We start from the raw sequence: 25,414 nt of genomic DNA on the forward strand, positions 1-25,414 counted from the left end.
CGCTGACATGGGGACGGACGATGCTGACACCCCGCGCCCGCACCGTGTCAGCACGGGCGGGGTGACGGGGCGAACGCGCGTACGCCGCCAGCCCGTAGGGACTACCGGGCGAACGGCTCGGCGTGGGATTTGGGGAGTTGGCGGGGGGCGCGCGAAGATCGGGGGATGGATGGGGGCGGGCGGGTTCGCGTCACGGTGCTGGGTGCCTTTCAGGTGTCTCGCGGTGGCGCTGTGCTGGCCGTTCCCGGGGCGCGGTCGCAGGGGCTGGTCGTACGGCTTGCGCTCGCCGGAGGGCGGGCGGTCGAGCAGGGGGTGCTGGTCGACGCGATCTGGGCCGAGGAGCCCCCGGCCGCGCCCGCCAACGCCCTCCAGGCCCTCGTCTCGCGGCTGCGCCGGAGCCTCGGTTCGGCCGGGGACGTCGCGCAGGTCGCGGGCGGATACCGGCTGGACGTGGACGCCGATGACGTGGACGCGCTGCGGTTCGAACGGCTCGCCGCGGCCGGACGTGAACGCCTGCGCGCCGGCGACCCGGGCGGCGCGGCGGCCGTGCTCGGCGAAGCCGTCGCGCTGTGGGGCGACCGTCCCGGCGCCGAGCCCTCGATCGTCGCCGCGGTGGCGCCCGCCGCCGCGACCCGGCTGGCGCGCGTCTCGGTCGAGGCCGTCGCCGACCTCGCGGACGCCGAGCTGGCGCTGGGCCGGGCCGACGCCGCCGCCGCCCGCCTGAACGCCCTGCTCGCCGAGCAACCCGTCCACGAACGGGCCGCCGCGCTGCTCATGGACGCGCTCGCCGCCCAGGGCCGCCAGGCCGAGGCCCTCGCCCTGTACGAACGGGTCCGCGAGACGCTGGCGGACGTTCTCGGCACCGACCCGGGCGCCGCCCTGCGCGAACGCCACCTGCGCCTGCTGCGCGCCGAGCCGTCCGCCCCCGACGCCGACGCGGACGCGCCGCGGACCAGCCCCGGCAACCTGCCCGCGCCGCTGAGCAGCCTCATCGGACGCGACGACGACCTCGCACGGATCGGCGCGCTGCTCGCGGCCGGGCGCCTGGTCACCGTGCTCGGGCCCGGCGGCGCGGGCAAGACGCGCCTCGCCGTCGAGGCCGCCCGCCGCCACCGCCACGCGTACCGCGACGGCGCCTGGATGATCGACCTCGCGTCCGTCACCGAACCGGCGAAGATCGGCGCGGCGCTGCTGGCGGCGATCGGGCTGCGCGGCTCGGCGCTGTTCGAGGCTTCGGGCAGGCCGCGCGGCGACCCGGCCAGCGAGCTGGACGTGCTGGCCGACCGGCTCGGCGGCCGGGAGAGCCTGCTCGTGGTGGACAACTGCGAGCACCTGATCGACGCCGTCGCGCACCTGGTCGCGGCGCTGCTGGCCCGCTGCGCCGGGCTGCGGGTGCTGGCCACGAGCCGGGAGCCGCTCGCGATCGACGGCGAGGCGCTCGTACCGCTCGGCCCGCTCGCCCTGCCCGAGGCGGACGCGGACGTCGAGCGGGCCCGCCGTACGGCGTCGGTGCGCCTGTTCTCCGAGCGGGCGGCGGCCGTACGGCCCGGGTTCGACGTGGACGAGCACGGCCTCGGTGACGTGCTGCGCGTCGTCCGCGGCCTGGACGGCATGCCGCTCGCGCTCGAACTGGCCGCGGCCCGCCTGCGCACGCTCTCGCTGGCCGACCTGGCCGCCGGGCTGTCCGACCGGTTCCGCCTGCTGACCACCGGCGCCCGTACCGCGCTGCCCCGGCACCGGACGCTGCGCGCGGTCATCGCCTGGAGCTGGGACCTGCTCGGCGAGCACGAGCGTACGGTCGCCGAGCGCGTGTCGATCCTGTCCGGCGGCATCACACCGTCCTCGGCCGCGACGGTCTGCGCCGGTACCGCGGTACCGGCCGCCGAGGTACCCGAACTGCTCGCGAGCCTCGTTGACCGGTCGCTGCTCCAGCTCGCACCGGACACCGGCCGTTACCGGATGCTGGAGACGATCCGCGAGTACGGCCTGGAGAGCCTGGCGGAGCAGGGGGGCCTGGCGCGCGTCCGGGACCTGGCCGCCCGTTACTTCGCCGAGCTGGTCGCCCGCCAGGACCCGCTGCTGCGCGGCCCCGAGCAACTCGGCGCGCTCAAGGTGCTGGGCGCCGAGTACGACAACGTCCTCGCCGCCCTGCGCCACCTCTGCGACACCGGCGACGCCGACGGCGCGATCGGGCTGACGGTGGACCTGGCCTGGTACTGGGAGATGCTCGGCCGCCACGCCGACGCAACGTACTGGCTCACCAAAGCGGTCGCCCTCCCGCACGAGCGGCCGACCGCCCCACCGAACGCGTTGCCGGACGGGGCGCGGGAGGCGCCGCCGGCCGAGTCGCCCGGCGTGAGGCGCGTTATCGCTGAGGGGTTGCTGCTGCTCGGCACCGTCGCCCCGCAGGGTGCGCTGATCAACGACTCGTTCGAGGAACGGCGCGAGGAGCTGTGGGCGCTCATCGACCGGCTGCTGAACGGTCCGGGGGCGCCGGGCTTCGGCGCCGTGCTGACCGCGGTCAGGCTGGCCTCCCTGGAGGCGTCCGAGGCGTCGCGGACGATCACGCGGCGCCTGGCCGGCGGGACGGACGTGTGGCTGGCCGGGCTCGCCCATCTGTTCCAGGCCCGTTCCGCGGAGAACGAGGGCCATCTCGACCAGGCCCGCAGCGACGTGACCGCAGCCCTCGACCGCTTTCGCCAGGTGGGTGACCGCTGGGGCCTGGCCACCGCGCTGCCGCTGCGCGCGCTGCTGCGGCAGTACGACGGCGATCTCGACGGCGCGCTGGCGGATCTGGGCGAGGCCAAGCGGCTGGCCCGCGAGTTCGGGTCGCTCAGCCTCAGCGACGAGGTCTTCATCGAGCTGCGCTGGATCGACCTGCACGTTCATCTGGACGAGACCGCGCGGGCGGGCGAGCTGATCGCCGCGGCCCGGGAGCGCGCGCTGCGTTCGGCGTCGCCCGAGCTCACGATCCTGCTCGACGCGCGGGAGGCCGCCCTGCGGACGCTGACGGGCGAACTGGACCGGGCGCGCGAGCTGGTCGAGTCGGCGGAGGCCGGGCTGTCCGAGCAGCACCCGTTCGGCGGCGACCACGGGCGGGCGATGGTCGGCGTGGTGCGGGGCGCGCTCGACCTCGAACTCGGGAACGGCCCGGCCGCCGAGGAGACGCTCGGCCGGGCGTACGCGGCGGCCGTCGAGAGCAAGGACCTGCCGATGGTGGCGACGGTCGCGGTGGCCGTGGCCGGGCTCGCCGCGCTGTACGGGCTGTACGGCGACGCGGCCGTCGTCCTCGGCGCGGCGGCCCGCCTGCGGGGCGCGCACGACCGCACGGACCGGCAGGTCCGCACGCTGAGCGACCGCGCCCGAGCCGCGCTCGGCGGCGGACGCTTCGACGAGGCGTACGAGTCCGGCTGGCGGATGGACGCCCCAACGGCCGTCACCCGAGCCGACCCGGCCCGCCTCCGCCGCCCACCGGCCGACGCGCCACCCCCGGCCTGAGCGGCACCCGGGCGCGGCCGACGGCAGGCCCGCCGCGCGGACGGCTCGAAGCACGTCCGCCGGACCTTACGGCCGGTCCAAAGGTGACGTGCGGCGGCGGGCCGCTATGCGGGGCGGGTGCGGAGGATGGTCAGGGAGGTCAGGGCGCTGAGGGCCGCGCCGGTCCAGAGGACGGCGGTGGTGGAGACCTGGTCGACGATCACGCCGCCGGAGAGGGCGCCGAGCGCGATGGCGAGGTTGAACATGGAGGTGTTGAGGGCCGTCGCGGGTTCGGTTGCGCCGGGGGCGGCCTTGAGGATCCACGTCTGGACGCTGACCGGTACCCCGCCGAACGCCAGGCCCCACACGATCAGCAGCGCCACGCCGCCGTACACGGTGCCGCCGGCCAGGGGGAACAGCGCCAGGATCGCGGCGAGGGCGAGGCTGACGGTGATGATCGCCGTACGCACGCGGCGGCCCGCGAGGGCGCCGGTGACGAACGTGCCGACGATCCCGGCCGCGCCGAACGCCAGCAGCAGCGGCCCGACGGCCTTCTCCCCGATGCCCGAGACGTTCTGCAAGATCGGGCTGATGAACGTGAACGCGGCCATGTGGCCGCCGACGAGCAGCCCGGTCGCGAGGACGCCCGTGCGGACGACCGGGTTGCGGAACTGCTCGGGCAGCGCGCGGAGCCGTACGGGCTCGGTGGCCGGGAGGGGCGGCAGGAGCAGGACGAGCGCGGCGACGACGGCGAGGCCGAGGCCCGCCAGGGACAGGAACGCGATCCGCCAGTCGGTGAGCCCGCCGATCAGCGTCCCGGCCGGTACGCCGAGGACGTTCGCGGCCGTGGCGCCGCCGAACGCGATGGTCGTCGCGCGCGGAACGTACCGTTCGGGCACCATCCGCACGGCGAGGCCCGCGGCGAGGGACCAGAAGCCGCCGATGCTGATGCCGACGAGGAAGCGCGAGACCACGAGGACGGGGAAGTTGGGGGCCGCGAACGACAGCACGTTCGCCGCGACCATCAGGGTGATCAGCGCCAGCAGCACCAGCCGCCGGTCGAGCCGTCCGATCAGGACGGGCAGCAGGGGCGCGGTGGCCGACGCGACGAGGCCGGGCACCGTCACCATCAGCCCGGCGGTGCCCTCGGAGACGCCGAGCGCGTGGCCGATCGAGGTGAGCAGGCCGACGGGGAGCTGCTCGGCGGTGACGACGGAGAACGTCCCGACCGCGACCGCGACGACCGCGAACCAGCGCTTCGGGGAGACGCGGTCCTCGGCCCCGACGGCCCGTTCCGCGGTGATCATCGTTCTGCTCCTTCCTGGGTGCGCCGGATCTGCCCCGCGATGAGGGCGCCGAGCGCGACGGCGAGGCCGAGGGCCTGCCAGCGGGTCAGGGTCTGGCCGAGGACGAGGAGGCCGGCGAGGGTCGCGACCAGCGGGTTGGTGAGGCCGAGCAGCGACACCGAGGTGGGCGGCAGGTGCTCGATGCCGCGGAACCACAGTGCGTACGCGAGCGCGGTGCCGACCACGCCGAGGTAGAGGAACCCGAGGGCGTTCTCCCCGCTGATCCCGTCCGGCACGCCCTCGGTGGCGAGCGTCACGGGCAGGATCGCGAGGCCGCCGATGGCGAGCTGCCACCCGGTGACGGCGAGGAGCGGCGCGCCGGGCCGTCCCCAGTGCTTGGTCAGGACGATCGCGAGGCCCATGAACGAGGTCGCGACGAGCATCGCGGCGAGGCCGAGCGGGTTCAGCCGGGCCTGCGCGGTGAGCGTCAGCAACGCGACGCCGCCCGTTCCGACCAGGGCGGAGACCAGCACCTTCGCGCCCGGCCGGCTGCGCAGGACCAGCACCGAGAACCCCGCGACGAGCAGCGGCTGCACCGAGCCGATCGTGGCCGCCACCCCGCCCGGCAGCCGGTACGCGGCGAAGAAGAGCAGCGGGAAGAACGCGCCGAAGTTCAGCAGACCCAGCACGGCCGACTTCCACCACCACGCGCCGTTCGGCAGGGTGCGCGTCACGGCCAGCAGGATCAGCCCGGCGGGCAGGGCCCGTACCGTGGCCGCCAGCAGCGGACGGTCCGGCGGGAGCATGGTGGTCGTGACGACGTAGGTCGTTCCCCAGGACGCCGGGGCGAGCGCGGTGAGGGCGAGGATCCGCAGGTGGGCCAGCGGTACGGCGCGGGCGGCGGCGAGGGTTGTCATCCGGAACTCTCTTCGTTCATAATCTCAACATTGAGATACCACCATGGCAGGTACCTTAACGTCAACTAGATGAACGTTGAGATTCTTCCCAACGAGAGGAACGCCCATGGGCGACGCGGCCGACGAGATCCTGGCCCAGTGGCGGAGGGAACGCCCCGACCTGGACGTCTGGCCCATGGGCGTCATCGGCCGGATCTCCCGGCTCTCCAACCTGCTGGACCGCGAGTTCAAGAAGTTCTTCGCCGAGTACGGCCTGGAGTTCTGGGAGTTCGACGTCCTCGCCACCCTGCGCCGCGCCGGCCCCGAGCACGGCCTCACCGCGGGCGCCCTCAACCGCGCCGCCATGGTCACCTCGGGCGCGATCACCAACCGCATCGACCGCCTCGCCGCGAGGGGCCTGGTCGAACGCGTCCCGTCCGCCGAGGACCGCCGCTCGATCCGCGTCCGCCTCACCCCTGAGGGCCGCACCCTCGTGGACGACCTGGTGGGCCGCCACGTGGACAACGAGGTCCGCCTCCTGAAGGCCCTCCCCGAACCCGACCGAGACGACCTGGCCGCCCTCCTCCGAACCCTCCTGACCTCCCTGGGCGACACAACCCTCGACTAGCCCGCCCCTCCGGCCACACGCGGACGCCTTCGGCGTCCACCGCCAGACTGCCGGAACGCGCCCGGCGTGACCTTTACGCTGGGCGCGGGCCCTCACCCGTTGAACGCGGTGCGCTGGGCGCGGGTCACCGTTCCGCCCGTTCGCGGCGTGCTCGGGACAGGGCTCGGGCGCGCAGCCGCGCGCTCCTGACCGCCGGGTCCTCGTCCTTCTCGGCCAGCCGTTCCAGCTCGGCGCCCTGCCGGCGCTGCTCGGCCGCCTGCCCCGCCGCGCGGTCGGCGTAGTACGGGTACTCGGTGTCCAAGATCGGTTCATCGGACATGGGTGACACAATGCCACGCCCCGAACGTCCCGGATACCGGCCGCGTCCCCCGCGCGTCCCACCCGGCGCGGACACGGACGCGGTCATTCGGTGATGTCGCCTGCCAAGGCGTCCGTGCGCGGCGCGCCGTCCGTGGTCAGCCCGGCGGAGGCGTGGTCTTCGAGCCAGCGGTTGTGGGTCTCCCACGCGGCCTGCTTGCTGGTGCCGAGGGCGGCGCCGATCTGCGACCACGACGCGCCGGACCGGCGGGCCGAACGGACCGCGGGCTGGCGGCCGTGCCCGGCCTTGCGCGCGATCAGCTCACCGAGGGCGACGAGCTCCAGCGCCTCGGTGCGCGCGAGGGGCGTCTCGGTCAGCGACTCCCGCGTACGCAGGTCGTCGTAACGGGCCGCGGCGGTGAGCAGCGTGTGGTCGCGCTCCAAGGCGTCAGGTGTCATACCACCATGATCACTCAAGACAACGAACGTCAACACGTCCTGACGTCCGCCGGTAAGCCGACCGAGCCCCGGCCCCCGGCCGGGGCCCACCGGACAACGACGTTCAGGCCGCCGTTCGGCCTTCTTTCACCTGCGCCAGCAGCTCCACGAACGCGCGGACCGACAACGTCAGGTGGCCCGCATCGGGAGCCTTGCTGTCGCGGACGCCGATGCCGTTTCCAAGGCCCGCCACCTCGACACAATCCGTAGCGCCGCCACCTTGGCTGTAGCTGCTCTTACGCCAAGCCGTCATCTACTTCTCCCAACTGTGCGATGTGCTCACGGGTCTGGTCCTCGCTCCAGGCACGCGCCGCGATCCGATGGAAGCGCAGGACCGCGCTGGACGCCTCTGGCTGGTCGTCGATGACTCGCCCCACGCCCAGCGCGTTGCCCGAGAACGCCGCCAGACGGCGGTCCGGGAGCGTGAAGCAGTGGAAAGGACCATCCACACCGATATGTGGCGCAGCCGACAGCGGGAGTATACGGAGGGAAACGTTCGGGGACGCACCCATTTCGATCAGATGGTCACGCTGTGCGGCCATGACGCCGACGCTGCCCATCTCGCGCAGAGCGCCCTGATCCAGAACGGCCCAGATCTGGGGATTGCCCTCCAGCATGGCGGCCTGTAGTTCCATCCGTCCACCGAGAGTCGCATCGACGTCGTCCAGAAACCCGGCGTCATATCCGGCGCGGAGCACACCGCGCGCGTAATCCTCCGTCTGGAACGGCATGGGGATCATGTAGTTGGAGAAGATGTAGTGCTCGACCGCGTTGCGCTGGTAGCGGCCCAGGCGCACCGGCCAGTTCACGTCGGTGCCCAGTTTCGCGTAGCCCAGCAGGATGGTGAACAGCCCGCCCGTGTCCCACGCCTCGTCCAGCGCGGCGCACTGCCTGCCGTCGAGCTGCTTCTGAGCTGACTCGTACTTGGAAACTTGGCTGTTCGTGCAGCCGAGGATCTTCCCCACCTCGACCTGCGTCGATGCGTGGCGCAGACGGAGAAACCGCAGGTAGTAGGCCATCAGCATGTAGATGGAGGCGGTGGGGTCCGGGGACGGCCTGACCATCGGCGTTCACCCCTTGGCGGCAGACGAATTTTCTGATCTTGACAGCAACAGTGACAAGAGTAATTCGCGCCGCCACGCTGTGTCATGAATTCGACCATCGGGGCTGGTGGGGTGATGTTCGTGATGATCACGACGACGTTGGGAGTGGACGCCGAATCTCCGTGCGTTCTGGAATGGCGAGCGCTTCCCAGCGCCAGCACGCCGGGCACGGTACGGCTCCTCTTGGAGCAGCGGCTCGCCGGGCGGGGGCTGCTGTCCGCGCTGGGCGGCCGGGCGGACGACCTGTATCTCGTCACCAGCGAGCTGGTGACCAACGCCTGCGAGGAGACCCCGCACGCGGAGATCGTCTACCGGGCGACGCTCGGGCGTGAGGGGGTGTGGATCGGGGTGTGGGACGGCTCGGACGAGATTCCGTGCGAGCCGCCGGGCGTTCGGGAGCTGTCGTTCGAGGAGCTGGACGCCATGCCCGAGGGGCAGGTGGAGCACGGGCGGGGGCTTGAGCTGGTCGCCGGGCTGGCCGCCGTCCGGGGAGTCACGGTGACGCCGCCGCACGGAAAGTGGGTGTGGGCGGAGGTCCCTTACCCGGACGGCTCCACGGGGCGTTGAACGCGAAGGGCGCGGGCGGCTCCAGGGGCGCTGAACGCGAACGGCCCGGCCTTCCGGCCGGGCCGTTCGCGTTGTGGTCAGTGGGGGGTGGGGGTGGTCCAGTCGGAGGCCAGGTAGGTGGTGGTGGTGATGGGTGAGCCGGGGCGCCAGGTGGCGCGGATGCCGTTCTTCGGCTTGAGGAGGATGATCTGGGAGCTGAGGGCCGCGCCTCGCTTCTGGTCGATGACGAGGCGGCGCTCCTGGTCGCCGATCGGGGTGTGCTCGACGGTCGCCACGGCGACGCCGGGACGGCCTTCGGGGTCCTTGACCGCGCCCAGGGAGCGCACGCCGTGCAGGCCCGCGAGCATCCTGAACGCCGCGGCGCGCACGGCCGGCCTGACCGGCATGTCGGTGATCAGCCCGGCGGTGACCTGGAACAGCCAGGTGTCGCGGGCCATCGGGACGTCCGGGGCCTCGGTGTCGTGCCCGTCGTACCAGCGCAGCAGCGACGCCTTGAGGCGGGACGGGTCGGTCGGCAGCGCCAGGACCTCCTTCACCGTGACGTTGCGGCCGAGCCAGAAGACCTTCTGCCCGCCGACGGGCGCGGACCGGGTGGTCCGGGTCTTGCCCGGGGCGGCCTTGACGGGCATCTCCTTCAGCGGGCCCTTCGCCACGCGGACCGGCAGCACCGTCATGAAGGTGGACGGCGAGCCCTGGCGGCGCCAGGCCGCCGCGTCGGCGGGGGTGGCGGGACGCGCGCCGAGGTGCTGTTCGCGTGACCAGAACCGCCCGCCCTTGACGTTCGGCGTCCAGCCCTCCGTGCGGGTGGACGACGCGACGACGTAGCCGGAGGCGCCCTTGCCGACCTGGAAGTAGCCGCGTTCGACCGCCACCTGGTGCCAGTAGTCGCCGGTCGTGTCGGGTTGCCCGCTGGCGCCGTGCGCGGCGGACAGCAGGACGGTCTTGGCGTCGAGGGCGACCGGCGGGTGGTCGCCTTCCGGGCGGTCGGACGTTCCGCCGCCGGACACGGTCGCGGCCACGGCGACGGCGGCCGCGGCGGTCACGGCGGCTGCGCCGAGGCCCCAGCCGAGGCGGGAACGGCGCCGCGAGGGCGCGGTGTGCTCCGCGGACGTCGCGGCCATCGCGCGGGACAGCTCGCCGGCCCTGGTCGCGGCGTCCACGGGGGCGTCCGGGTTCAGCTCGGAGGGACGGGCCTCCGCCAACGTGCGCATCAGGTCGCGGTTCATGACATCTCCTCGCTGACGATCCCCACCTGGGGGCGGACGGGGCGCGGGGCGGCCTCGGCGCGCTCGACGGCGCGCAGCAGGCGGCGGCGGGCCCGGTGCAGGCGCACGCGCAGGGCGGCGGCCGAGCAGCCGACGACGCGGGCGGCGTCGCGGGGCGCCAGGCCGTGCCAGGCGACGAGGATCAGCAGCTCGCGCTCGTCCTCGGGAAGGGTGCCGAGGGCGCGCAGGACGGCGAGCCGTTCGGCCACGTCCTCGGCGATGTCGCCCTGCGGCTCGGCGCCGCGGTCGCGCAGTTCGGCGGCGAACGACTCGCGCCGCGCCTCGGCGCGCCGGTGGTCGCGCAGGACGTTGCGGGCCACGCCGAGCAGCCAGGGCAACGGCGGTTCGGGCACGTCGGCGAGCCGCCGCCAGGCGACCGCGAACGTCTCGCTCACCACCTCGTCCGCGACCTGCCGCCCGCCTCGGCTGACGGCGTACGCCCACACGTGCTGACGGCACGCGTCGTAGATCGCGGTGAAGCGCCGCTCATCGTCGGCCACCCCCGCACCTCCGTCCATCCAGGTGTCTTCGGTCACCAGGAAGTGGTCCGGGGAGGCCGATCGTTACGGGCGGTCCGGAGAACGCCGCTCAGGGGGCCAGCCGGGTGTGGATCCGGTCGATGGCCGCCGGGAGCCGGTCGGCGGGGGCGCACGGCTCCGGGGGCGAGCCCGCGATCAGCCGGGCCGTCTGCGCCACCAGGTTGCGGTTGAGGGTGCTCGCCATGGCCTGGAGGTGCATGGCCCACGGGCCGTCGGACGGCTCGACGCCCATCCACCACTCGACGCGTTCGGCGATGACCGGGTCGTACGTCGCGGCGTTGACGAGCATGATGCCGAGCTGGGAGCTGAGCAGCACCTCCAGCTCGTCGCGGGCGGTGCCGCGGGTGCGCAGCCAGTGCGTCGCGACCGACTCGACGCCCGCCACCCACGAGCGGACGGTGGTGTCGAAGACCGGGGTGGCCTCGGTGACCTGGAGCGCCTCGTACACCATGGCGCCGATCCGGCGGCGCACGTCGTCGGCGACGGCGCGGATCTCCTCGGACGCCAGCGACGAGCCCGCCTGGAGGAACCCGACGAACGCCTCCTGGACCTGTTCGATGTGGTCGAAGAAGTTGTGCAGGCCGACCAGGAGGATCAGCGACGGCGGGCCGTCCGGCATGTCGTGCACGCGGGCGACGAGCTCGTCGCCCGCCTGGCGGAACGCGGCGTGCAGCAGTTCCTGCCGGGTGTCGAAGTAGCGGTAGATCGAGGTGCGGGAGATGCCCGCGGCCTCCGCCACGTCCCCGAGCGACGCGTCCGGGTTGGTCGCGAACGTCATCAGCGCCGCCGCGAGGATCTCGTCGCGGCGCTGGCCGAACGGGAGCCTGCGGTACGAGGCACGCGCGCGCCCGTCAGCGGCGGCGGTGCTCGTGCCGTCTTCGGCCGGTGTGACGCTCACGGGCCCGATCCTAAGAGACGGCACGGCGTGCCTGGCCGCCGGCGGCGGCGAGGGCGGGGTCGTCCACGACGAGATGGGGCAGGCTGTCGGCGCGGACCTCGGACGCGGGACGCGCGTCGGTCCGGGACCCGGCGAGCTGCGCGTGCAGGATGAGCTGCATCTCCAGGCGGGCGCGCGGGTCGTACAGGTCCTCGCCGACGAGCTTCTCGATCGTCCGGAGCCGGTAGCGGACGGTCTGCGGGTGGACGTGCAGGGCCGCGCCCGCCTCGGTGGCGTTGAAGTTGTGCTCCAGGAGGGCGAGGAGCGTCTCGGCGATCCGGTCGCGCTGGGACGGGCTCAGCACGTCGAACGCGGCGAGGCGGGCCGCGCCCGCCCATTCCAGCAGCGCCCGCGACCGGGAGATGACCAGCGCGGACACGTGGTCGGTGCTGCGGACCAGGCCGGTGTCGTCCACGAAGCCGTCGCGGGCCAGCGCCACGGTGCTGACCGCCCACGCCATCGACTGGGCGGCCTGGACGATCGGCACCGTCGGGCCGAGCGCGACGATCCGGTCGCGGAGCAGCGGTTCGAGCAGGCGCGCTCGGCCGGGGCCGTCGGGGTCGGGCAGCAGCCCGCGCCCCTGCGGGCCGCCCGGGTCGAGCAGCACCTCGTCGGCCAGCAGCGGCGGCCGGTCCCGCCGGCCGTCGCGCGGGGTCAGCGCCACGGCCGCGACGGTGCGGGGCATCCCCCAGCCCGCCTGCCGCGCCACCGCGGTGAGGGTGCCGAACGGGGCGGGCGGGTCGGACAGCAGCAGGTCGAGCAGGGCGCGGCGGCGGCGCGTCCGCTCGCCGGTCCCGTGGTCGGCCTCGGACCGGTGCCCGCGCAGCAGCGCGGCGGAGACGGCGTCGAGGAAGACGAACTGCGCGTCGGCGAGCGCCGCGGCGCTCGTGCCGTCCAGCCCCGGACGGGAGGACGCGGCGTCGATGGCGCGGGAGATGACGCGGTCGGCGCGCAGGAGCAGCCGGTTCACCTCCTCCAGGCTCCGGCCCTCGGCGGCCATGCGGCGGCCGATCCCGACGTAGACCGTTCCGATCCGTTCCCAGGAGGCGTCGCCGGAGTCGCGCAGCAGGGCGCGGAAGTCGTCGAGGACTCCGGCGACGAGGCGGCCCTCACCGCCGGGGGCGCCGTGACCGCCGTCGCCGCCGTGGCCGCTGCGGCCGCCCTCCGGCGCGCCGTCCGGGCGGAGCAGCCGGGCGGCGCCCTCCGGGACGGCTTGGAACGCACCGGCATCCAACCGAGGAAGCACCATCATCACCACTCCCGATGCGACGCTTGCGTTACGAGGTGTTCTACAGCGTGGCCCAGGAGCACCGCGCCGCACTTGTCCATATCGAAGGAACTCTCACTCGCGAGCGCTCACATTTCCAAGAACCGGCACCTGGAAGCGGATGAACAGCTATAAAGCACTCATATCACCCACAAATGGGTGCACCTCCGGACGGCGCCCTCGCGGCGCCTTGCTTTACAGCGTGTCTCATCTGTCAGGACAGCTCAGAGGGCACCGCTTCGGCGACCGCACGCCCTTCGAGGACCCCGCCGGCCTCTCCGGGAGCGGTCACTCTCCGGAACAGCGCCGCGACGTGGGCGGACTTCCCTCACCCGCGCGCTGAGGACCGCTTGCGCACTTCGCCTCCCGTGAGCATGCGCGGAAACGGGGGGCCCAAGCGTTGTAACCGAGTGAGCGTTAACCCCCTTGTTTTGTTCCTCAGCCGTACAGAAGCCGCTGACGCCCCCTGCGTACCGTCGAGGAGTCCTGGATCACGACCGGACCGGCGCGCAGGGGTTCCCCGCTCGGCGCGTCCCACCCCCGTTCCGTGATCTCGCGCTACCGCCCTGCCGCGACGGCCGGCCGGAACGGGCGACCCCGCCCCGAACCGGCGACCGGCCGACCGGAGGCGGTGACGGAGGTGTCCGATGACCAGAACTCTCGACCCTGGAGGCATCACCGAGCCGACGGTCCCGCTCCCGCCCCGGCTCGCCAGGCTGATGCGGCCCGAGCTGCCCAGCCTGGCGGAGGAGATCGTCACCGAGATCCGCCGCGCCATCCCCGAGTACGCCCGCCCGCTGGACGGGCCGTACGGCCAGGTGCTCCGGCTGAGCGTGGAGCACAACCTGGAGGCGTTCGTGGACCGGGTCGGGGCTCCGCCCGGGAGCCCGCTCGTCCTGGACGGCCCCACCGGCTCGACCGCCGGGACGGCGCGCAGGCTCGGGCAGTACGAGGCGCACGAGGGCCGCAGCATGGACTGCCTCCAGGCCGCGTACCGCATCGGCGGGCAGGTCGCTTGGCGGCGCATCATGAAGGTCGCGCCGCGCTACGACCTGTCGTCGGCGGTGATGTCGCGGCTGGCCGACGCGGTGTTCGTCTACATGGACGAGCTCGCGGCGCTGTCGCTGGACGGCTATCTCCAGGCGAAGGCGCACCCGATCGCGCCGCTCGACGAGAACCGCCGCAGGCTGCTGCGCAGGCTCCTCGACGGCGCCGCCGCGGCGGACGCGGAGATCGCCGAGCTGGCCGAGGAGGCGGACTGGACCCTGCCCGCCGAGGTCACGCTCGTCGCCGTCGAGCCCGAGTCGCGGTGCGAGTGGACGTCGCTGGACGAGGACGTGCTCGCCGACCTGGAGACCGCCGAGCCGTACCTGCTGCTGCCCGGCCCGTTCACCCCCGGACGGCGCGCGATGCTGGAGACGGCGATCCCCGGCCGCCGCGTCGCGGTCGGCCTCACGATGCCGCCCGCGCAGGCCGCAGACTCGCTGCGGTGGGCGCGGCGCGCGCTCGGCCTCGCGATCGAGGGCGTCCTGGACGGTCCCGTGACGCTGTGCGAGCAGAACATGGTGACGCTGTGGCTGCTGTCGGACCCGGCGCTCGTGGAGCAGCTCACCCGTTCGCGGCTGTCGATCCTGGACGGGATGACGCCCGGCCAGCAGGACCGGCTCACCGAGACGCTGCGGACCTGGCTGGTCACGCGCGGCACCGCCGCCGAGATCGCCGAACGGCTGCACATCCACCCGCAGACCGTCCGCTACCGGATGCGCAAGATCGAGCAGACGTTCGGCCCGGAGCTGGACGACCCGGAGGCGCGGTTCGGCATCGAGGTCGCGCTGCGGGCGATGTCGCTGCGCTCGCGCGTCCCGGACCCGCCGGACGAGTCGCGCGCCGGGCAGGCCGCGGACGCCGCCAAGCCCTCCCGGGCGGCCAGGCCCCAGCGGCCGTCCGGCGCGGCGCGGACGAGGCAGCCCGGCGACCCGATCGCGGCGTCCCAGCCGAAGTCCGCGGCCCCGCGCAGGGCCGGCGCCCCGCAGTCCAAGGTCGTCCGGCACCGCGAGTGAGCCCGGCGGGACCCCCGCGCGACGCGGATGCGCGGCGATGGCCGACGGGCGTGGTCGGCCAACGCGCACGTTCGCGGCGCGGCCCGTACTGAACGACGCGCGGCCCGGAGGCGGAACGGTCCCGGGCCGCGCTCCCCTGCCCGCGCCCCCCCGTCCTGCCCGCGCCCGCCCCGTCTCACCGGCCGCGGCAACGTCCAAGGCGGGTTAGCGGGGCTCGCCGGGGTCTGCCGACCAGTGCACCTGAGCAGGAGCGGGGGCGGGACGGGACGGCGGCGGACGGCGTGCCGGAGGCGTGGACGGGGGCGGCGGCGCGGACAGCAGCGGCGCGGCCGGACGCGGACGCGGCCGGGGACGCGGCTGCGACTGCGGCTGTGGCTGCGGGTACGGCTGCGAGTGGTGGTGGGACCGTACGTCGCGCGGGTGTGCGGGGGCGCGGTGGCGGGGGCCGGCGCTTCCGGGAGTCGGGTCCGTTCGTGCCTGGGGTAGGCGAGGATCGCGAGGACGGCCAGCAGCACGGCGCCGACCCGCAGCAGGAACAGCGGCAGGTCGCGCGGCCACGGCTCGCCGTACAGCAGCGTCGCCGCCAGCAGCAGGTGGATCTTCGCGGTCACGGTGACGACCGTGACGATGATCGTCAGGCGGCAGCGCTGGAGCCCGATCGACAGCAGCCCGAGCCCGAACGCCCCGGCCAGCAGGAACAGGTACGGGTGCACGGTCCCGAAGACGTCCAGCCGGTGGCGCCCGTGCACGAGCAGCACCACGCCGAGCCCGAACGCCTCGCAGGTGCCGAGCAGCACGCCCGCGCCCACGCCGTACGCGACGCCGGTGATCGGCCGCGCGTGCCGTCCCGCGACGGCGCGGTCCCGCGAGGAGAACATCCACGCCGGGATGAGCAGCGACGGCACGACGACCACCGCGACCTTCCAGAGCGCCAGCGCGTCGGGGCCGTGAGCTCGCCGTCCCGCGCGGGCGCGGAGGCGAGCGGGTGCTCGGCGCCCGCGACGACCGACAGCGCCGCGATCAGCATGGCCGCGACGGTGATCACGACCGCGAGCCACTCGCGGGAGGTGGGCCGTTCGCCGAAGCCGCGCATCCCGACGACCAGCAGCAGGACGAGGCTCAGCGCGTACGCGGGCAGGGCGGACGCGATCGGGAGGGTGACCAGCGCGATGCCGCCGAGCGCGAACCCGGCCATGAGCACCCACCACGCCGCCAGCCAGCGGGCGCTCCGGGCCGCCTGCCCGACCACGTGCACCGGGTGCCGGCCGCTGAGCGGGCGCATCGCCCGCGCCGCCGACTTGAACAGGACGAAGGCCACGATGTAGACCACCTGCGCGGCACAGGCCAGAACGACCGCTTGCATGGCGCACCTCCGGGGGTGAGGCTCGCTGAGCCAGAGGTGTGACCCGGCCGCCGCGGGGCCGGGGCCCCGCGGTGACCAGGCACGAAAACGCTTATGAAACGGATGGTGACACAGCGGGCCGTCCACGTAATCGGCCCGGGGGACGGAGAATCCTGCTCTTTTCTGCGGCCGGATGAGTAGAGCCGTTCAGCGCGCGGACAGGTCCGCGCCGCCGCCCGCGGCGAGGGCCTGAAGGGCGCTGAACGGCCCGAAGGCGCGTCCGGGTGCCGTTCCCGCCCTGGTTGTAGCCTCCATCGTGTGCGCCTGCTCATCGTGGAGGACGAGCGTCGGCTGGCCGACTCGCTCAGGCGGCGGATCGCCGCCGAGGGCTACTGGGTGGACGTCGCGTACGACGGTGACACCGGCCTGGAGATGGCGCTGGACGGCCGCCACGACGTGATCGTCCTCGACGTCATGCTGCCCGGCCGCAACGGCTACGCGGTCTGCTCGGCGCTGCGCGCCGCCGGGGTGACCGCGCCGATCCTGATGCTGACGGCCCGCAGCGGCGAGTACGACGAGGCCGAGGCGCTCGACATCGGCGCCGACGACTACGTGACCAAGCCGTTCTCGTCGGTGGTCCTGCTCGCCCGGCTGCGCGCGCTGCTGCGCCGCGACGGCCGCGACGGGCCGAAGGTCCTCCAGGTGGGCGACCTCACGCTGGCGCGCAGGGAGCGCCGCTGCCGCCGCGGCGACGTGGAGGTCGCGCTGACCGCGCGGGAGTTCTCGGTGCTGGAGCACCTGATGCTGCGGCCCGGCGAGGTCGTGTCCAAGCAGGACATGCTGGACGAGGTGTGGGACTGGGCCGACGACCTCGACCCGAACATCGTCGAGGTCTACATCAGCGCGCTCCGCCGCAAGATCGACGCGCCGTTCCGGCGGCGCGCGATCGAGACCGTCCGCGGCGCGGGCTACCGGCTCGCCGCGGACGGCGGATAGCGCCCGCATGGCGGCGCGTGCGCGGACGGGCTCCTTGCGGCCGCGGTCCGTTCGGGCGCGGACGACGCTCGCGGCGACGCTGATCGTGACGGTGGCGTTCGCGGCGGGCGGGACCGTGCTGTACGTCCTGCTGCACCGGGCGCTCACCGGGGAGGTCGCCGACCGCACCGAGCTGGCCGCGCGGCGCGTCGCGGGACGGGCGGGCGACGGGCCGCTGCCGCGCCGGCTCCCCCGCGCCGGGGAGAGCGTGGACCTCGTGCAGGTCGTCGGGCGCGACGGCGCGGTCGTCGCGTCGAACGGCCTGACCGGCGAGGGCCGGCCGCTCGCGGCGTTCCGCCCGCCGCGCGACGACGACAGCGCGTCGCGGGTCGTCTCCGACCCCGGGTTCGCGCACGGCGCGCGGGCGCAGGTCGTGGTCGTCCGCGCGCAGACCCGCGACGGGCCCGTCTACGTGTACGCCGCGACCGCGTTCACGCAGGCCGACCGGGCGGCGGGGTTCATCCTGCGGGCGATGCTGTACGCCGCGCCCGTCTTCGTCGCGATGGTCGCGGCCGTGACGTGGTGGGCGACGCGGCGCGCGTTCCGCCCGGTGGAGGCGATCCGCGCCGAGCTGGCCTCGATCACCGCGCGGGCCCTCGGCCGCCGCGTCCCCGAGCCGCCCACCGGGGACGAGGTCGCCGGCCTGGCCCGTACCGTCAACCACACCCTGGACCGGCTCGACCACGCCGTCGCGCGGCAGCGGCAGTTCGTGTCGGACGCCTCGCACGAGCTGCGCAACCCGATCGCGAGCCTGCGCCTCCAGCTGGAGGCGGCGCTGGCCGAGACCGATCCGTCCGAGCCCGTGCACCGGACCGTGGGCGAGGCGCTCGCCGACACCGAACGGCTGGAGGCGCTGGCCGGCGACCTGCTGCTCCTCGCCCGCCTCGAAGGCCGCCCGGACGGCGGCGGCGCGCCCGTGGACCTCGGCCTGCTCGCCGCCGAGGAGGTCGCGCGCCGCCGCCGCAACCGGGTGCCGGTACGGCTCGACATCGCCGACGGCGTCCACGCCGCGGGCGACGAGCGGCACCTGTCGCGGCTGCTGGCGAACCTGCTCGACAACGCCCAGCGGTACGCGCGGCACGAGGTGACCGTCCGGGTGCGGGCGGACGTGCCGTCCGGGCACGCCGTCCTGGAGGTCGTCGACGACGGGCCGGGCGTGCCGCCCGCCGACCGCGAGCGCGTCTTCGAGCGGTTCACCCGCCTGGACGAGGCGCGCGGACGGGAGACGGGCGGCGCCGGGCTCGGCCTCGCGATCGCCCGCGAGATCGCCGCGGCCCACGCCGGCACCCTCACCGTGGAGGACGCGGGCACGGGCACGAGCGCAGACGCGGGCACGGGCGCGGACGCGGGCACGGGCGCGGGCACGGGCGCGGACGCGGGCACGGGCGCCCGCTTCGTCACCCGCCTCCCCCTCCTCGACGGCTGACGCGCTCAGGGGCGCACGGTCACCTCGCCGCGTGCGCGCCCGCCCGTACGGCAGACGATCCGCACGGGGTACGTGCCGGGCGCGGCGCGGCCGTTCACGGACGCGGTGCCCGCGAGGGTCTCGCGGGCGCGGTCGGGCGTCAGGGCGACCCGGGTCCGGAAGGCGGGCGAGTACGCCTCCGCGCCGTCCCCGGCGCAGCGCCCGCTCGCCACCCGGAACGTCTCGTTCGGCCGGACGCGCTGCGGCCAGACGTGCACGGTCCTCGTCATCGTGTCGGGCCCCGGGTGGACGGGCCCGGACAGGCCGAGGCCGACGACGGCCGCCGCGGCGCCGAGGGTTCGCTTTCGCACAGGCGCAGCATCGCGCACCCTTCCTGAGGGGAAGCTGAAGAAACCGCGCCGGACCTGAAGGGCCGTTCAGGAACCTCAGGTCCCCTTCAGCCGCGCCGGGGCACCGTGAACCGATGACCGGACCGCAGAGCCCGCTGATCCCGCTCGTCCTGGCCGCCGCGTTCGCCGGGCTGCTGGTGTGGCTGGCGCGGACGCGGCGGCTCGCGCTGCGCGTGCTCGCGGGCGCGCTCGCGTTCGTCCCGCCGATGGTCGCGGGCACCGCGCTGGTGAACGACTACTACGACTACTACTCGCGGTGGCGCGACGTGTGGGGCGACCTCAGCGGCAAGGGCCCCGCCGACCTCACCGACGTCGCGTCCGTGGACGTGCGGTCCGCCGCCCGGCTCGGCCGCGTGCTGGCCGCCGCCGGGCGCAACCACCGGACCCGGATGAACGGCATGCTCTTCTCCATGCCGCTGCCGGGCGGGCAGAGCGGCATCACCCGCGACGGCACCGTCTACCTGCCGCCGCAGTACTTCCAGCAGGCGTACGCCCACAGGCGCCTCCCGGTCGTCGAGCTGCTGCACGGGTCGCCCGGCTCGCCCGCGTCGTGGGAGTACGGCGTGCACGCGTCCGCCGCGTACCGCGGGCTCCTCGCGCAGCGGAAGGCGGCCCCGGCCGTGCTCGTCATGCCCGACTCCAACGGCGGCAGGGCCTACTCGCTCCAGTGCCTGAACGAGCCGAAGGGCGTGCAGGACGAGACGTACCTCGTGGACGACGTCCCGCGCGACATCGCGGCGCGGCTGCGCGTCGAGCCGCCGGGGCCGCGGTGGGCGCTGGCGGGGTTCTCCGAGGGCGGGTACTGCGCGGCGAACATCGCCCTGCGCGACTCCTCGTCGTACGGCGCGGTCGGCATCATGAGCGGCTACTTCGCACCGGACCCGAACTCGGGGCCGTCGGGGAAGTACGACCCGTTCCATGGCGACCGGCGGCTGCGCGAGCAGAACACCCCGATCGGCCTGCTCCGCACCCATGCGGTGCTGGGAACGCCGCCGCCGCTGTGGCTCGGCGCGGGCGGCTCGCAGAAGGACGACATGGCGCAGGCCCGATCGTTCCTCGACGCGCTGCGCCCCTACCGGCGGACGCCGCCGTTCATGGTGGTCAAGGGGGCCGGGCACTCGTACGTGGTGTGGCGGCGGACGTTCCCCGCGTTCCTCGAATGGGCGCTGCCGCTTCTGCGCCCGAGTGAGCATTCCCGAACCTGAAGTTTGATTTTTTCCCAATGTGCCATCAAAGCGTCAAGTCCTACCGTGGCGTCGCCTCTAGAATCAGAAGCCCCTGGAACCGCGGTCAATATGCGCGGCGCGTGCCCGGTCACTCACCGCGGGTGGATGATCGCGGCGCGCTTCCGATTCCTCAGTGTGGTGATGCAGTGACACTCGGCACGGCGGGTCTCCCGCGCACTCCGGTTCTCCGCGCGCGGGTCGTGGCCCCGTGATGGAGAGGCTCGGCGAGGATCTCACGTTGGACGGCGGGCGGCACGAGGGCCAGGCCGCGCGCCGCACGGTCCGCGAGCGCGCCGCGAAGGTCGTGTCCGAGGAGGACGTGCTCGACGACGTCGAGCTGATGAGCGCCGAGGCGATCGCCAACGCCGTGCTGCACGGGTCGGGCGTCACCCGGGTCACCGTCCTGACCGACGGGCGGCGGCTGCGGGTCGAGGTCCGCGACGACGGGCCGGGCCGTTCCGACCTGTTCGGGCGGCGCCGCATCGACCACGGCCGGGGGCTCGCCGTCATCGACGCGCTCGCCGCGGAGTGGGGCCTGGAGCAGACCCCGCGCCAGACGCACCTGTGGTTCGAGGTCGACGTCGAGCCCGCCGCGGACCCCACCGCCCCCTGACGTCCGCCGGGGTTCAGTCCTTCCCGGCGGTGTCGGGCGCGTGCTCGGCGACCAGCGTCCGGCGCAGGATCTTGCCGGTCGCGTTGCGCGGCAGCTCGTCCAGGAAGTGCACGTCGCGCGGCACCGCGAAGCGGGCGAGGTGGTCGCGAACGTGCGCGCGCACGTCGTCCGCGCCGAGCCGTCCGCCCTCGCGCAGCACCACGAACGCGGCGGTGCGCTGCCCGAAGTCGTCGTCCGGGACGCCGACGACGGCGACCTCCAGCACGTCCGGCAGGGCCGCGAGGACCTCCTCGACCGCGCTCGGGAACACGTTCTCGCCGCCGGAGACGATCATGTCGTCGTCGCGGCCCTCGACGAACAGCCGTCCCTCGGAGTCCAGGTGGCCGACGTCGCCGAGGCTCATCATGCCGTCGCGCATCTCCTTGGTGTCGCCGCTGGTGTAGCCGGCGAACAGCAGCTCGTTCGCGGCGAAGATCCGTCCGGTGCCGCCGGTCGGGACCGGCTCGCCCCGCTCGTCCAGGATGGCCACCCGGGTCCCGGGCGGGGGCGTGCCCGCGGTGTCGGGGCGCGCCCGCAGGTCGGCGGGCGTCGCGATCGTCACCCACGACGCCTCGGTCGAGCCGTACAGGTTGTAGAGCACCTCGCCGTAGGCGTCCATGAACGCGGTGGCGAGCGCGCCCGGCAGCGCCGACCCGCTGACCGCCGCGATCCGCAGCCCCGAGGTGTCGTGCCGCAGGCGCACCTCGTCCGGCAGCTCGAGGACGCGCTGGAGCATGACCGGCACGGCGATCAGCGCGCTGCACCGGGCCGCGTCGATCAGCCGCAGCGTGAACTCCGGCTCGAAGCGGCGCTGGAGGACGATCGTCGCGCGCAGCGAGACCGCCGTCTGGAGCATCGCGTAGCCCCAGGTGTGGAACAGCGGCGCCTCGATCAGGATCCGGTCGTGCACCCGCAGCGGGATGCGCGACAGGATCGACGCGAGCGGCTGGAGCCCGGGGCGCGACCTGCGGTCGGCGCCCTTCGGCGGTCCGCTCGTCCCGGAGCTGAGCACGATCGTCCGGCCCGGCCGCGGCGGCGGGGCCAGCTCCAGGTCGGGCGCCGTCGCGACGAGGGTCTCCAGCTCGCCGTCCGCGCCGCCGCCCGCCTCGATCACCCGGACGGTCTTCGGCACCGCGGCGAGGAAGTCGGCGAACTCGGGGTCGGCGATGACGATCTCGACGTGCTGCTCGCGCAGGACGGTGACGAGCTGCGCCGTGCTCATCCCGGTGTTGAGCATCACCAGGTCGGCGCCGCGCTTGCTGCACGCGACGAGCGACTCGACCATCCCGCGGTGGTTGCGGCACAGCACCGCGACGCGCGGCGCCTCGCCGAACCGGCCGAGCGCGGTCGCCAGCCGGTCCGTGCGCGCGTCCACCTGGCGGTACGTCAGCTCGCCCGCGTCGTCCACGATCGCGGTGCGGTCGGGGTCGCGGGCGGCGGCCGAGGCGACCGTGCCGCCGAGCACCGTCCCCCAGCGCTTGAGCGCGCCGAGCTGCCGGGCCACGTTGAGCGGCGGTCCCGGCTTCCACAGCCCGCTGCGCGCGAACATGCCGCCCGCCCGCGCGACGGACGCCGTGCGCCGCCCGATGTCCGATGGTCCGATCATGTACCGTCACCCGCCGTGATCCGCGTGGTCCGCCGGAGAGCCCTGCGCTCCCGACCGTTGCGGCGCGGGAGCCCCGCTGCTCCCGGCCCGTCGCTTCGGGAGCCCCGCCGGGGTCCCGGCTCGTGTGCGCGGGAGCCCGGGGCGCCGGGGCTCACCGCCGCGCGCGTTCCGATCTAGACCGTACGGAGCCGGGCGCGGGCGGTCTGCTGACTCAGACCAGCTCTTGGCCGCCCGCCTTGTCAGGCACCTGACAACTGCGCCGCCCGCCGGCCCGGTCATGGGCGGCGGGGCGGTCACGGGTGGCGGGGCGGTCACGGGCGGCGGGGCGGTCACTGGCGGCGGGCCGTGCCGGTCAGGTGGCGGGCCCTCGGGCGGGGGTGGGCGGGGGCGCGGGTTCGGCCGGGCGGTCGGACGAGGGGTCCGCCGGGCGTACCGGTGAACGGGCCGCCGCGGCGCCCGTCCGCCGGTCCGAACGGCTCCGGGCGTGCAGGATCATCTCCAGCTCCAGGCACCGGCGCGGGTCCTGGAGGTCGGAGCCGAACAGCTCCTCCAGGTGTCGCAGCCGGTAGCGGACGGTCTGCGGGTGGACGTGCAGCCGGTTGCCCGCCTCGGTCGCGTTGAAGTTGTTCTCCAGCAGGGACAGCAGCGTCTCGCTGAGCCGTTCGGCCTGGACGGGCGACAGGCCGCGCAGGGGCGCGAGCCGGGAGTCGGCGGCGTGCGCGATGAGGTCCTCGGCCATGAAGATCACCAGGGTCGGGACGTGGTCCATGCAGCGCACGACCGAGCCCGCGGGCAGCCGCCCGCGCCGGGCGAGCGCGAGCGCGCGGCGGGCCCAGCGCAGCGAATCGGCCGCCTCCGCGGGGGCGACGGTCGGGCCCGCCGCCACGATCCAGTCGCGCAGCAGCGCGTCGAGCAGGCGGGCGCGGCCGGGGCCGTCCGGATCGGGCAGCAGGAGCCGCGGTTCGGAACGGCCGAGGTCGGCCAGCACGTCCGGGGGCAGCGCCGGCGGCCGGGCGGCGGCGCCCTCGCGCGGATGCAGGGCCACGGCGGCGACGGTGCGCGGGATCCGCCAGCGCGCCGACGCCGCCGCGTCCGCGATCTCGTCCGCGTCCGCCGCGCCGGACGCCCCGGACGGGCTGGACGGGCTGGACGCGTCGGAGAAGCCGTCGCCCGGAACGGTCCGCTCCGCGGCCGCGCCGCCGTCGAACAGCAGGTTGAGCAGGCGCCTGCGGCGGCGGCCGAGGGCCTCCTCGCTGCCCGCGGCCTCCGTCTCGTACCCCTCGGCGACCTGCGCGGCGACGGCGTCGAGGTAGCCGAACTGGGCCTCGGCGATCCGGCCGAGCGTCCGGCGGTCGACCTCCAGGGACTCCGCGAGCGCGGTGAGGGTGCGCCACGTCGCCCGCGCGGAGCGGTGCAGCGCGCGGTGCGTCTCCTCGGGATCGCGGCCCTTGACCGCCATCGCGCGGCCGAGCTCGCGGTGCGCGGCGGCGATGCGCTCCCAGGCCGTCCCGGGGTTCTCGACGAGGTCGTAGAAGTGTTCGAGCCCCTCGACGATGCCCGCCCGCATCTCGGCCGCGGCGCGCTCGTCGGTGCCGCGCCCGGCGAGGTCGGCGAGGAGCTGGTCGGCCGCCGGGCCGGCGAGGGGGCGCATCCGCCGCACCAGCTCGCGTGGGATCGCTTCGAACGGACGGACATCCAGCTCAGCGTGCGTCATCGGACGGCTCCCTGATCCAACGGACCCTTGTGATACCCCGAGTCCCACAAGGATGCAGCAACGCCCGCCCGGATGATTGTCATGAACGTGAGCATCCGCACGGGACGATGGCGACCGATACTGACAACGGCCGCCCATCCGTCCAGATCACAGGGCTGAAGCGTGGACCGTCCCAGCGGGACGGAAAAGGGGCCGGGCCAGGGCCGCCCCCCGTTCTCCGTGGTGGAGTGAGGGCGACCCCGGCCCGGCCCCTGGCTTTGCGGGACGCGGCGTCCCAGTAGGCTCGCCGAGAAGGCGAGACGCGGTCAGCGGACCAGGCCCGCGCGCCGCCACAGCGGCGCCGCCGCGCCCGCGACCAGGCCCAGCTCGTCCAGGAACGGCATGATCTTCTCGCCGAGCCAGTGCCGCGTCTCCCGGAACCGCGGGTTGGCGAGCGCCAGCTCCCGGCCCCGCTCCGGCGGGATGCCGACGCAGCGGTACACGTTCGGGTCGATCATGAACTCGACGGCGGCGGTCGCGCCCACCGCGGCGGCGACCCGGTGCCGAGCGAGCGCGGCGCGGCCGAGCCCCTTCATGCTCCGCACGATCTCCTCGCGCGCGTACCGCACGTGCCGGGCCTCCTCGACGACGTGGATGCGGCTGATCTCGCGGACCAGCGGCTGCACCCGCTCGTCGGCCATCGTCGCGCGCTGCATCCGGTCGAAGATCTCCTCGCCGACCAGGAACGTCGCCCACATCGACGGCCCGCTCCCGAACGCCTTGAACAGCCGTCCCGCGTTGTGCGCCGCCCTCGGCAGCCCGTACGCGGGCGTGCCGAGCAGCTCCAGCAGCCGCCCGAACATCACCGAGTGCCGCGTCTCGTCGCCGACCTCCGTCAGCGCGAACTGCGCGTGCGCGGTGCGCGGGTCCAGGTCGTACACGAACCGCAGGAACAGGTGCATCAGCGACAGCTCCAGCCAGATGCCGACCGACGTCATGGACGCCAGCTCGTGCTTGGACAGCTCGATCCGCTGCTCCTCGCTGAGCGCGCGCCAGGCGGGCGTCCCGTACAGGGACACCCGCTCCGGCGGCAGGTACGGCCGTGCGCCGTCCAGCGGCGCCGCCCAGTCGAGCTGCACGTTCGGGTCGAACGACGCCCGAGCCGACGAACGCAGCAGCCGGTGGGCGGTGGCCTCCCGATCCTTCACTTCCATCGCCACTCCTC

General features: G+C 74.5%; 23 protein-coding genes. 8 read left to right on the top strand and 15 right to left on the bottom strand.

Annotated features, from left to right (window positions below; genetic code table 11):
- Window positions 1-231 precede the first annotated feature (231 nt).
- A complete protein-coding gene (locus GEV43_RS12530) occupies window positions 232-3,498 on the top strand; it encodes a BTAD domain-containing putative transcriptional regulator (RefSeq protein ID WP_309239606.1) in 3,267 nt (1,088 codons plus the stop codon).
- A 104-nt stretch (window positions 3,499-3,602) separates the two neighbouring features.
- Here GEV43_RS12530 and GEV43_RS12535 read toward each other — a convergent pair whose 3' ends face one another.
- Both GEV43_RS12535 and GEV43_RS12540 read right to left on the bottom strand, forming a co-directional pair.
- Window positions 3,603-4,784 (bottom strand): MFS transporter, encoded by a 1,182-nt coding sequence (locus GEV43_RS12535; RefSeq protein WP_160820838.1) that lies wholly within the window; start codon window positions 4,782-4,784, stop codon window positions 3,603-3,605.
- On the bottom strand, window positions 4,781-5,680 hold the full coding sequence (locus GEV43_RS12540) for an EamA family transporter (protein WP_160820839.1): 900 nt from the start codon (window positions 5,678-5,680) through the stop codon (window positions 4,781-4,783). The genes GEV43_RS12535 and GEV43_RS12540 overlap by 4 nt, the downstream gene beginning before the upstream one ends.
- A 106-nt stretch (window positions 5,681-5,786) precedes the next feature.
- Between GEV43_RS12540 and GEV43_RS12545 the strand changes: the two genes are divergently transcribed.
- Complete coding sequence (locus GEV43_RS12545; protein WP_160820840.1) at window positions 5,787-6,287, top strand: MarR family winged helix-turn-helix transcriptional regulator; 501 nt, start codon at window positions 5,787-5,789, stop codon at window positions 6,285-6,287.
- Window positions 6,288-6,411: 124 nt separating this feature from the next.
- On the opposite strand, the gene GEV43_RS12550 is transcribed toward GEV43_RS12545, so the two are convergent.
- The 4 genes from GEV43_RS12550 to GEV43_RS12565 all read right to left on the bottom strand — a co-directional run bounded on the left by GEV43_RS12550 (window position 6,412) and on the right by GEV43_RS12565 (window position 8,101).
- Window positions 6,412-6,606 (bottom strand): hypothetical protein, encoded by a 195-nt coding sequence (locus GEV43_RS12550; protein ID WP_160820841.1) that lies wholly within the window; start codon window positions 6,604-6,606, stop codon window positions 6,412-6,414.
- Window positions 6,607-6,689: 83 nt separating this feature from the next.
- A complete protein-coding gene (locus GEV43_RS12555) occupies window positions 6,690-7,043 on the bottom strand; it encodes a hypothetical protein (RefSeq protein WP_206681147.1) in 354 nt (117 codons plus the stop codon).
- 103 nt (window positions 7,044-7,146) lie between these two features.
- A complete protein-coding gene (locus GEV43_RS12560; RefSeq protein ID WP_160820842.1) occupies window positions 7,147-7,335 on the bottom strand; it encodes a DUF397 domain-containing protein in 189 nt (62 codons plus the stop codon).
- Complete coding sequence (locus GEV43_RS12565; RefSeq protein ID WP_160820843.1) at window positions 7,319-8,101, bottom strand: helix-turn-helix transcriptional regulator; 783 nt, start codon at window positions 8,099-8,101, stop codon at window positions 7,319-7,321. Before GEV43_RS12565 ends, GEV43_RS12560 begins: the two co-directional genes overlap by 17 nt.
- Before the next feature lie 129 nt (window positions 8,102-8,230).
- Here GEV43_RS12565 and GEV43_RS12570 point away from each other — a divergent pair, with 129 nt between their 5' ends.
- Window positions 8,231-8,752: an ATP-binding protein gene (locus GEV43_RS12570; protein WP_160820844.1), complete on the top strand. Its 522-nt coding sequence runs from the start codon at window positions 8,231-8,233 to the stop codon at window positions 8,750-8,752.
- A 77-nt stretch (window positions 8,753-8,829) separates the two neighbouring features.
- On the opposite strand, the gene GEV43_RS12575 is transcribed toward GEV43_RS12570, so the two are convergent.
- From GEV43_RS12575 to GEV43_RS12590, 4 genes are all read right to left on the bottom strand, one after another.
- Entirely contained in the window at window positions 8,830-9,978 is a 1,149-nt protein-coding gene (locus GEV43_RS12575) for a CU044_5270 family protein (protein ID WP_160820845.1), read from the bottom strand.
- Window positions 9,975-10,517, bottom strand: a complete 543-nt coding sequence (locus tag GEV43_RS12580; protein ID WP_160820846.1) for an RNA polymerase sigma factor — start codon at window positions 10,515-10,517, stop codon at window positions 9,975-9,977. The genes GEV43_RS12575 and GEV43_RS12580 overlap by 4 nt, the downstream gene beginning before the upstream one ends.
- 88 nt (window positions 10,518-10,605) lie before the next feature.
- A complete protein-coding gene (locus GEV43_RS12585; RefSeq protein ID WP_160820847.1) occupies window positions 10,606-11,454 on the bottom strand; it encodes a TetR/AcrR family transcriptional regulator in 849 nt (282 codons plus the stop codon).
- A 10-nt stretch (window positions 11,455-11,464) separates the two neighbouring features.
- Window positions 11,465-12,745 (bottom strand): helix-turn-helix domain-containing protein, encoded by a 1,281-nt coding sequence (locus GEV43_RS12590; protein ID WP_160820848.1) that lies wholly within the window; start codon window positions 12,743-12,745, stop codon window positions 11,465-11,467.
- Window positions 12,746-13,407: 662 nt separating this feature from the next.
- Between GEV43_RS12590 and GEV43_RS12595 the strand changes: the two genes are divergently transcribed.
- On the top strand, window positions 13,408-14,820 hold the full coding sequence (locus GEV43_RS12595) for a helix-turn-helix domain-containing protein (protein ID WP_175250035.1): 1,413 nt from the start codon (window positions 13,408-13,410) through the stop codon (window positions 14,818-14,820).
- A 634-nt stretch (window positions 14,821-15,454) separates the two neighbouring features.
- On the opposite strand, the gene GEV43_RS12600 is transcribed toward GEV43_RS12595, so the two are convergent.
- Window positions 15,455-16,183, bottom strand: coding sequence for a hypothetical protein (locus tag GEV43_RS12600; RefSeq protein ID WP_160820849.1), 729 nt, complete (start codon window positions 16,181-16,183; stop codon window positions 15,455-15,457).
- Between the two features lie 297 nt (window positions 16,184-16,480).
- Between GEV43_RS12600 and GEV43_RS12605 the strand changes: the two genes are divergently transcribed.
- On the top strand, window positions 16,481-17,158 hold the full coding sequence (locus tag GEV43_RS12605; protein ID WP_160820850.1) for a response regulator transcription factor: 678 nt from the start codon (window positions 16,481-16,483) through the stop codon (window positions 17,156-17,158).
- Window positions 17,159-17,165: 7 nt separating this feature from the next.
- Window positions 17,166-18,623: a cell wall metabolism sensor histidine kinase WalK gene (locus tag GEV43_RS12610; protein WP_160820851.1), complete on the top strand. Its 1,458-nt coding sequence runs from the start codon at window positions 17,166-17,168 to the stop codon at window positions 18,621-18,623.
- Window positions 18,624-18,628: 5 nt separating this feature from the next.
- Here the strand turns inward: GEV43_RS12610 and GEV43_RS12615 are convergent, their stop codons facing one another.
- A complete protein-coding gene (locus tag GEV43_RS12615) occupies window positions 18,629-18,973 on the bottom strand; it encodes a hypothetical protein (RefSeq protein ID WP_160820852.1) in 345 nt (114 codons plus the stop codon).
- Between the two features lie 113 nt (window positions 18,974-19,086).
- Between GEV43_RS12615 and GEV43_RS12620 the strand changes: the two genes are divergently transcribed.
- Complete coding sequence (locus tag GEV43_RS12620; protein ID WP_160820853.1) at window positions 19,087-20,217, top strand: esterase family protein; 1,131 nt, start codon at window positions 19,087-19,089, stop codon at window positions 20,215-20,217.
- Between the two features lie 232 nt (window positions 20,218-20,449).
- Window positions 20,450-20,851, top strand: a complete 402-nt coding sequence (locus GEV43_RS12625; protein ID WP_160824487.1) for an ATP-binding protein — start codon at window positions 20,450-20,452, stop codon at window positions 20,849-20,851.
- A 13-nt stretch (window positions 20,852-20,864) separates the two neighbouring features.
- On the opposite strand, the gene GEV43_RS12630 is transcribed toward GEV43_RS12625, so the two are convergent.
- The 3 genes from GEV43_RS12630 to GEV43_RS12640 form a co-directional block, all read right to left on the bottom strand.
- A complete protein-coding gene (locus GEV43_RS12630; RefSeq protein ID WP_160820854.1) occupies window positions 20,865-22,496 on the bottom strand; it encodes an AMP-binding protein in 1,632 nt (543 codons plus the stop codon).
- Window positions 22,497-22,848: 352 nt separating this feature from the next.
- Window positions 22,849-24,210 (bottom strand): helix-turn-helix domain-containing protein, encoded by a 1,362-nt coding sequence (locus GEV43_RS12635; RefSeq protein WP_160820855.1) that lies wholly within the window; start codon window positions 24,208-24,210, stop codon window positions 22,849-22,851.
- A gap of 305 nt (window positions 24,211-24,515) precedes the next feature.
- Complete coding sequence (locus GEV43_RS12640; protein WP_175250036.1) at window positions 24,516-25,403, bottom strand: diiron oxygenase; 888 nt, start codon at window positions 25,401-25,403, stop codon at window positions 24,516-24,518.
- Window positions 25,404-25,414: the final 11 nt, after the last annotated feature.

Origin of the sequence: Actinomadura sp. J1-007, from assembly GCF_009793335.1 — a bacterium.
Classification (GTDB): Bacteria; Actinomycetota; Actinomycetes; order Streptosporangiales; family Streptosporangiaceae; genus Spirillospora; species Spirillospora yumaensis.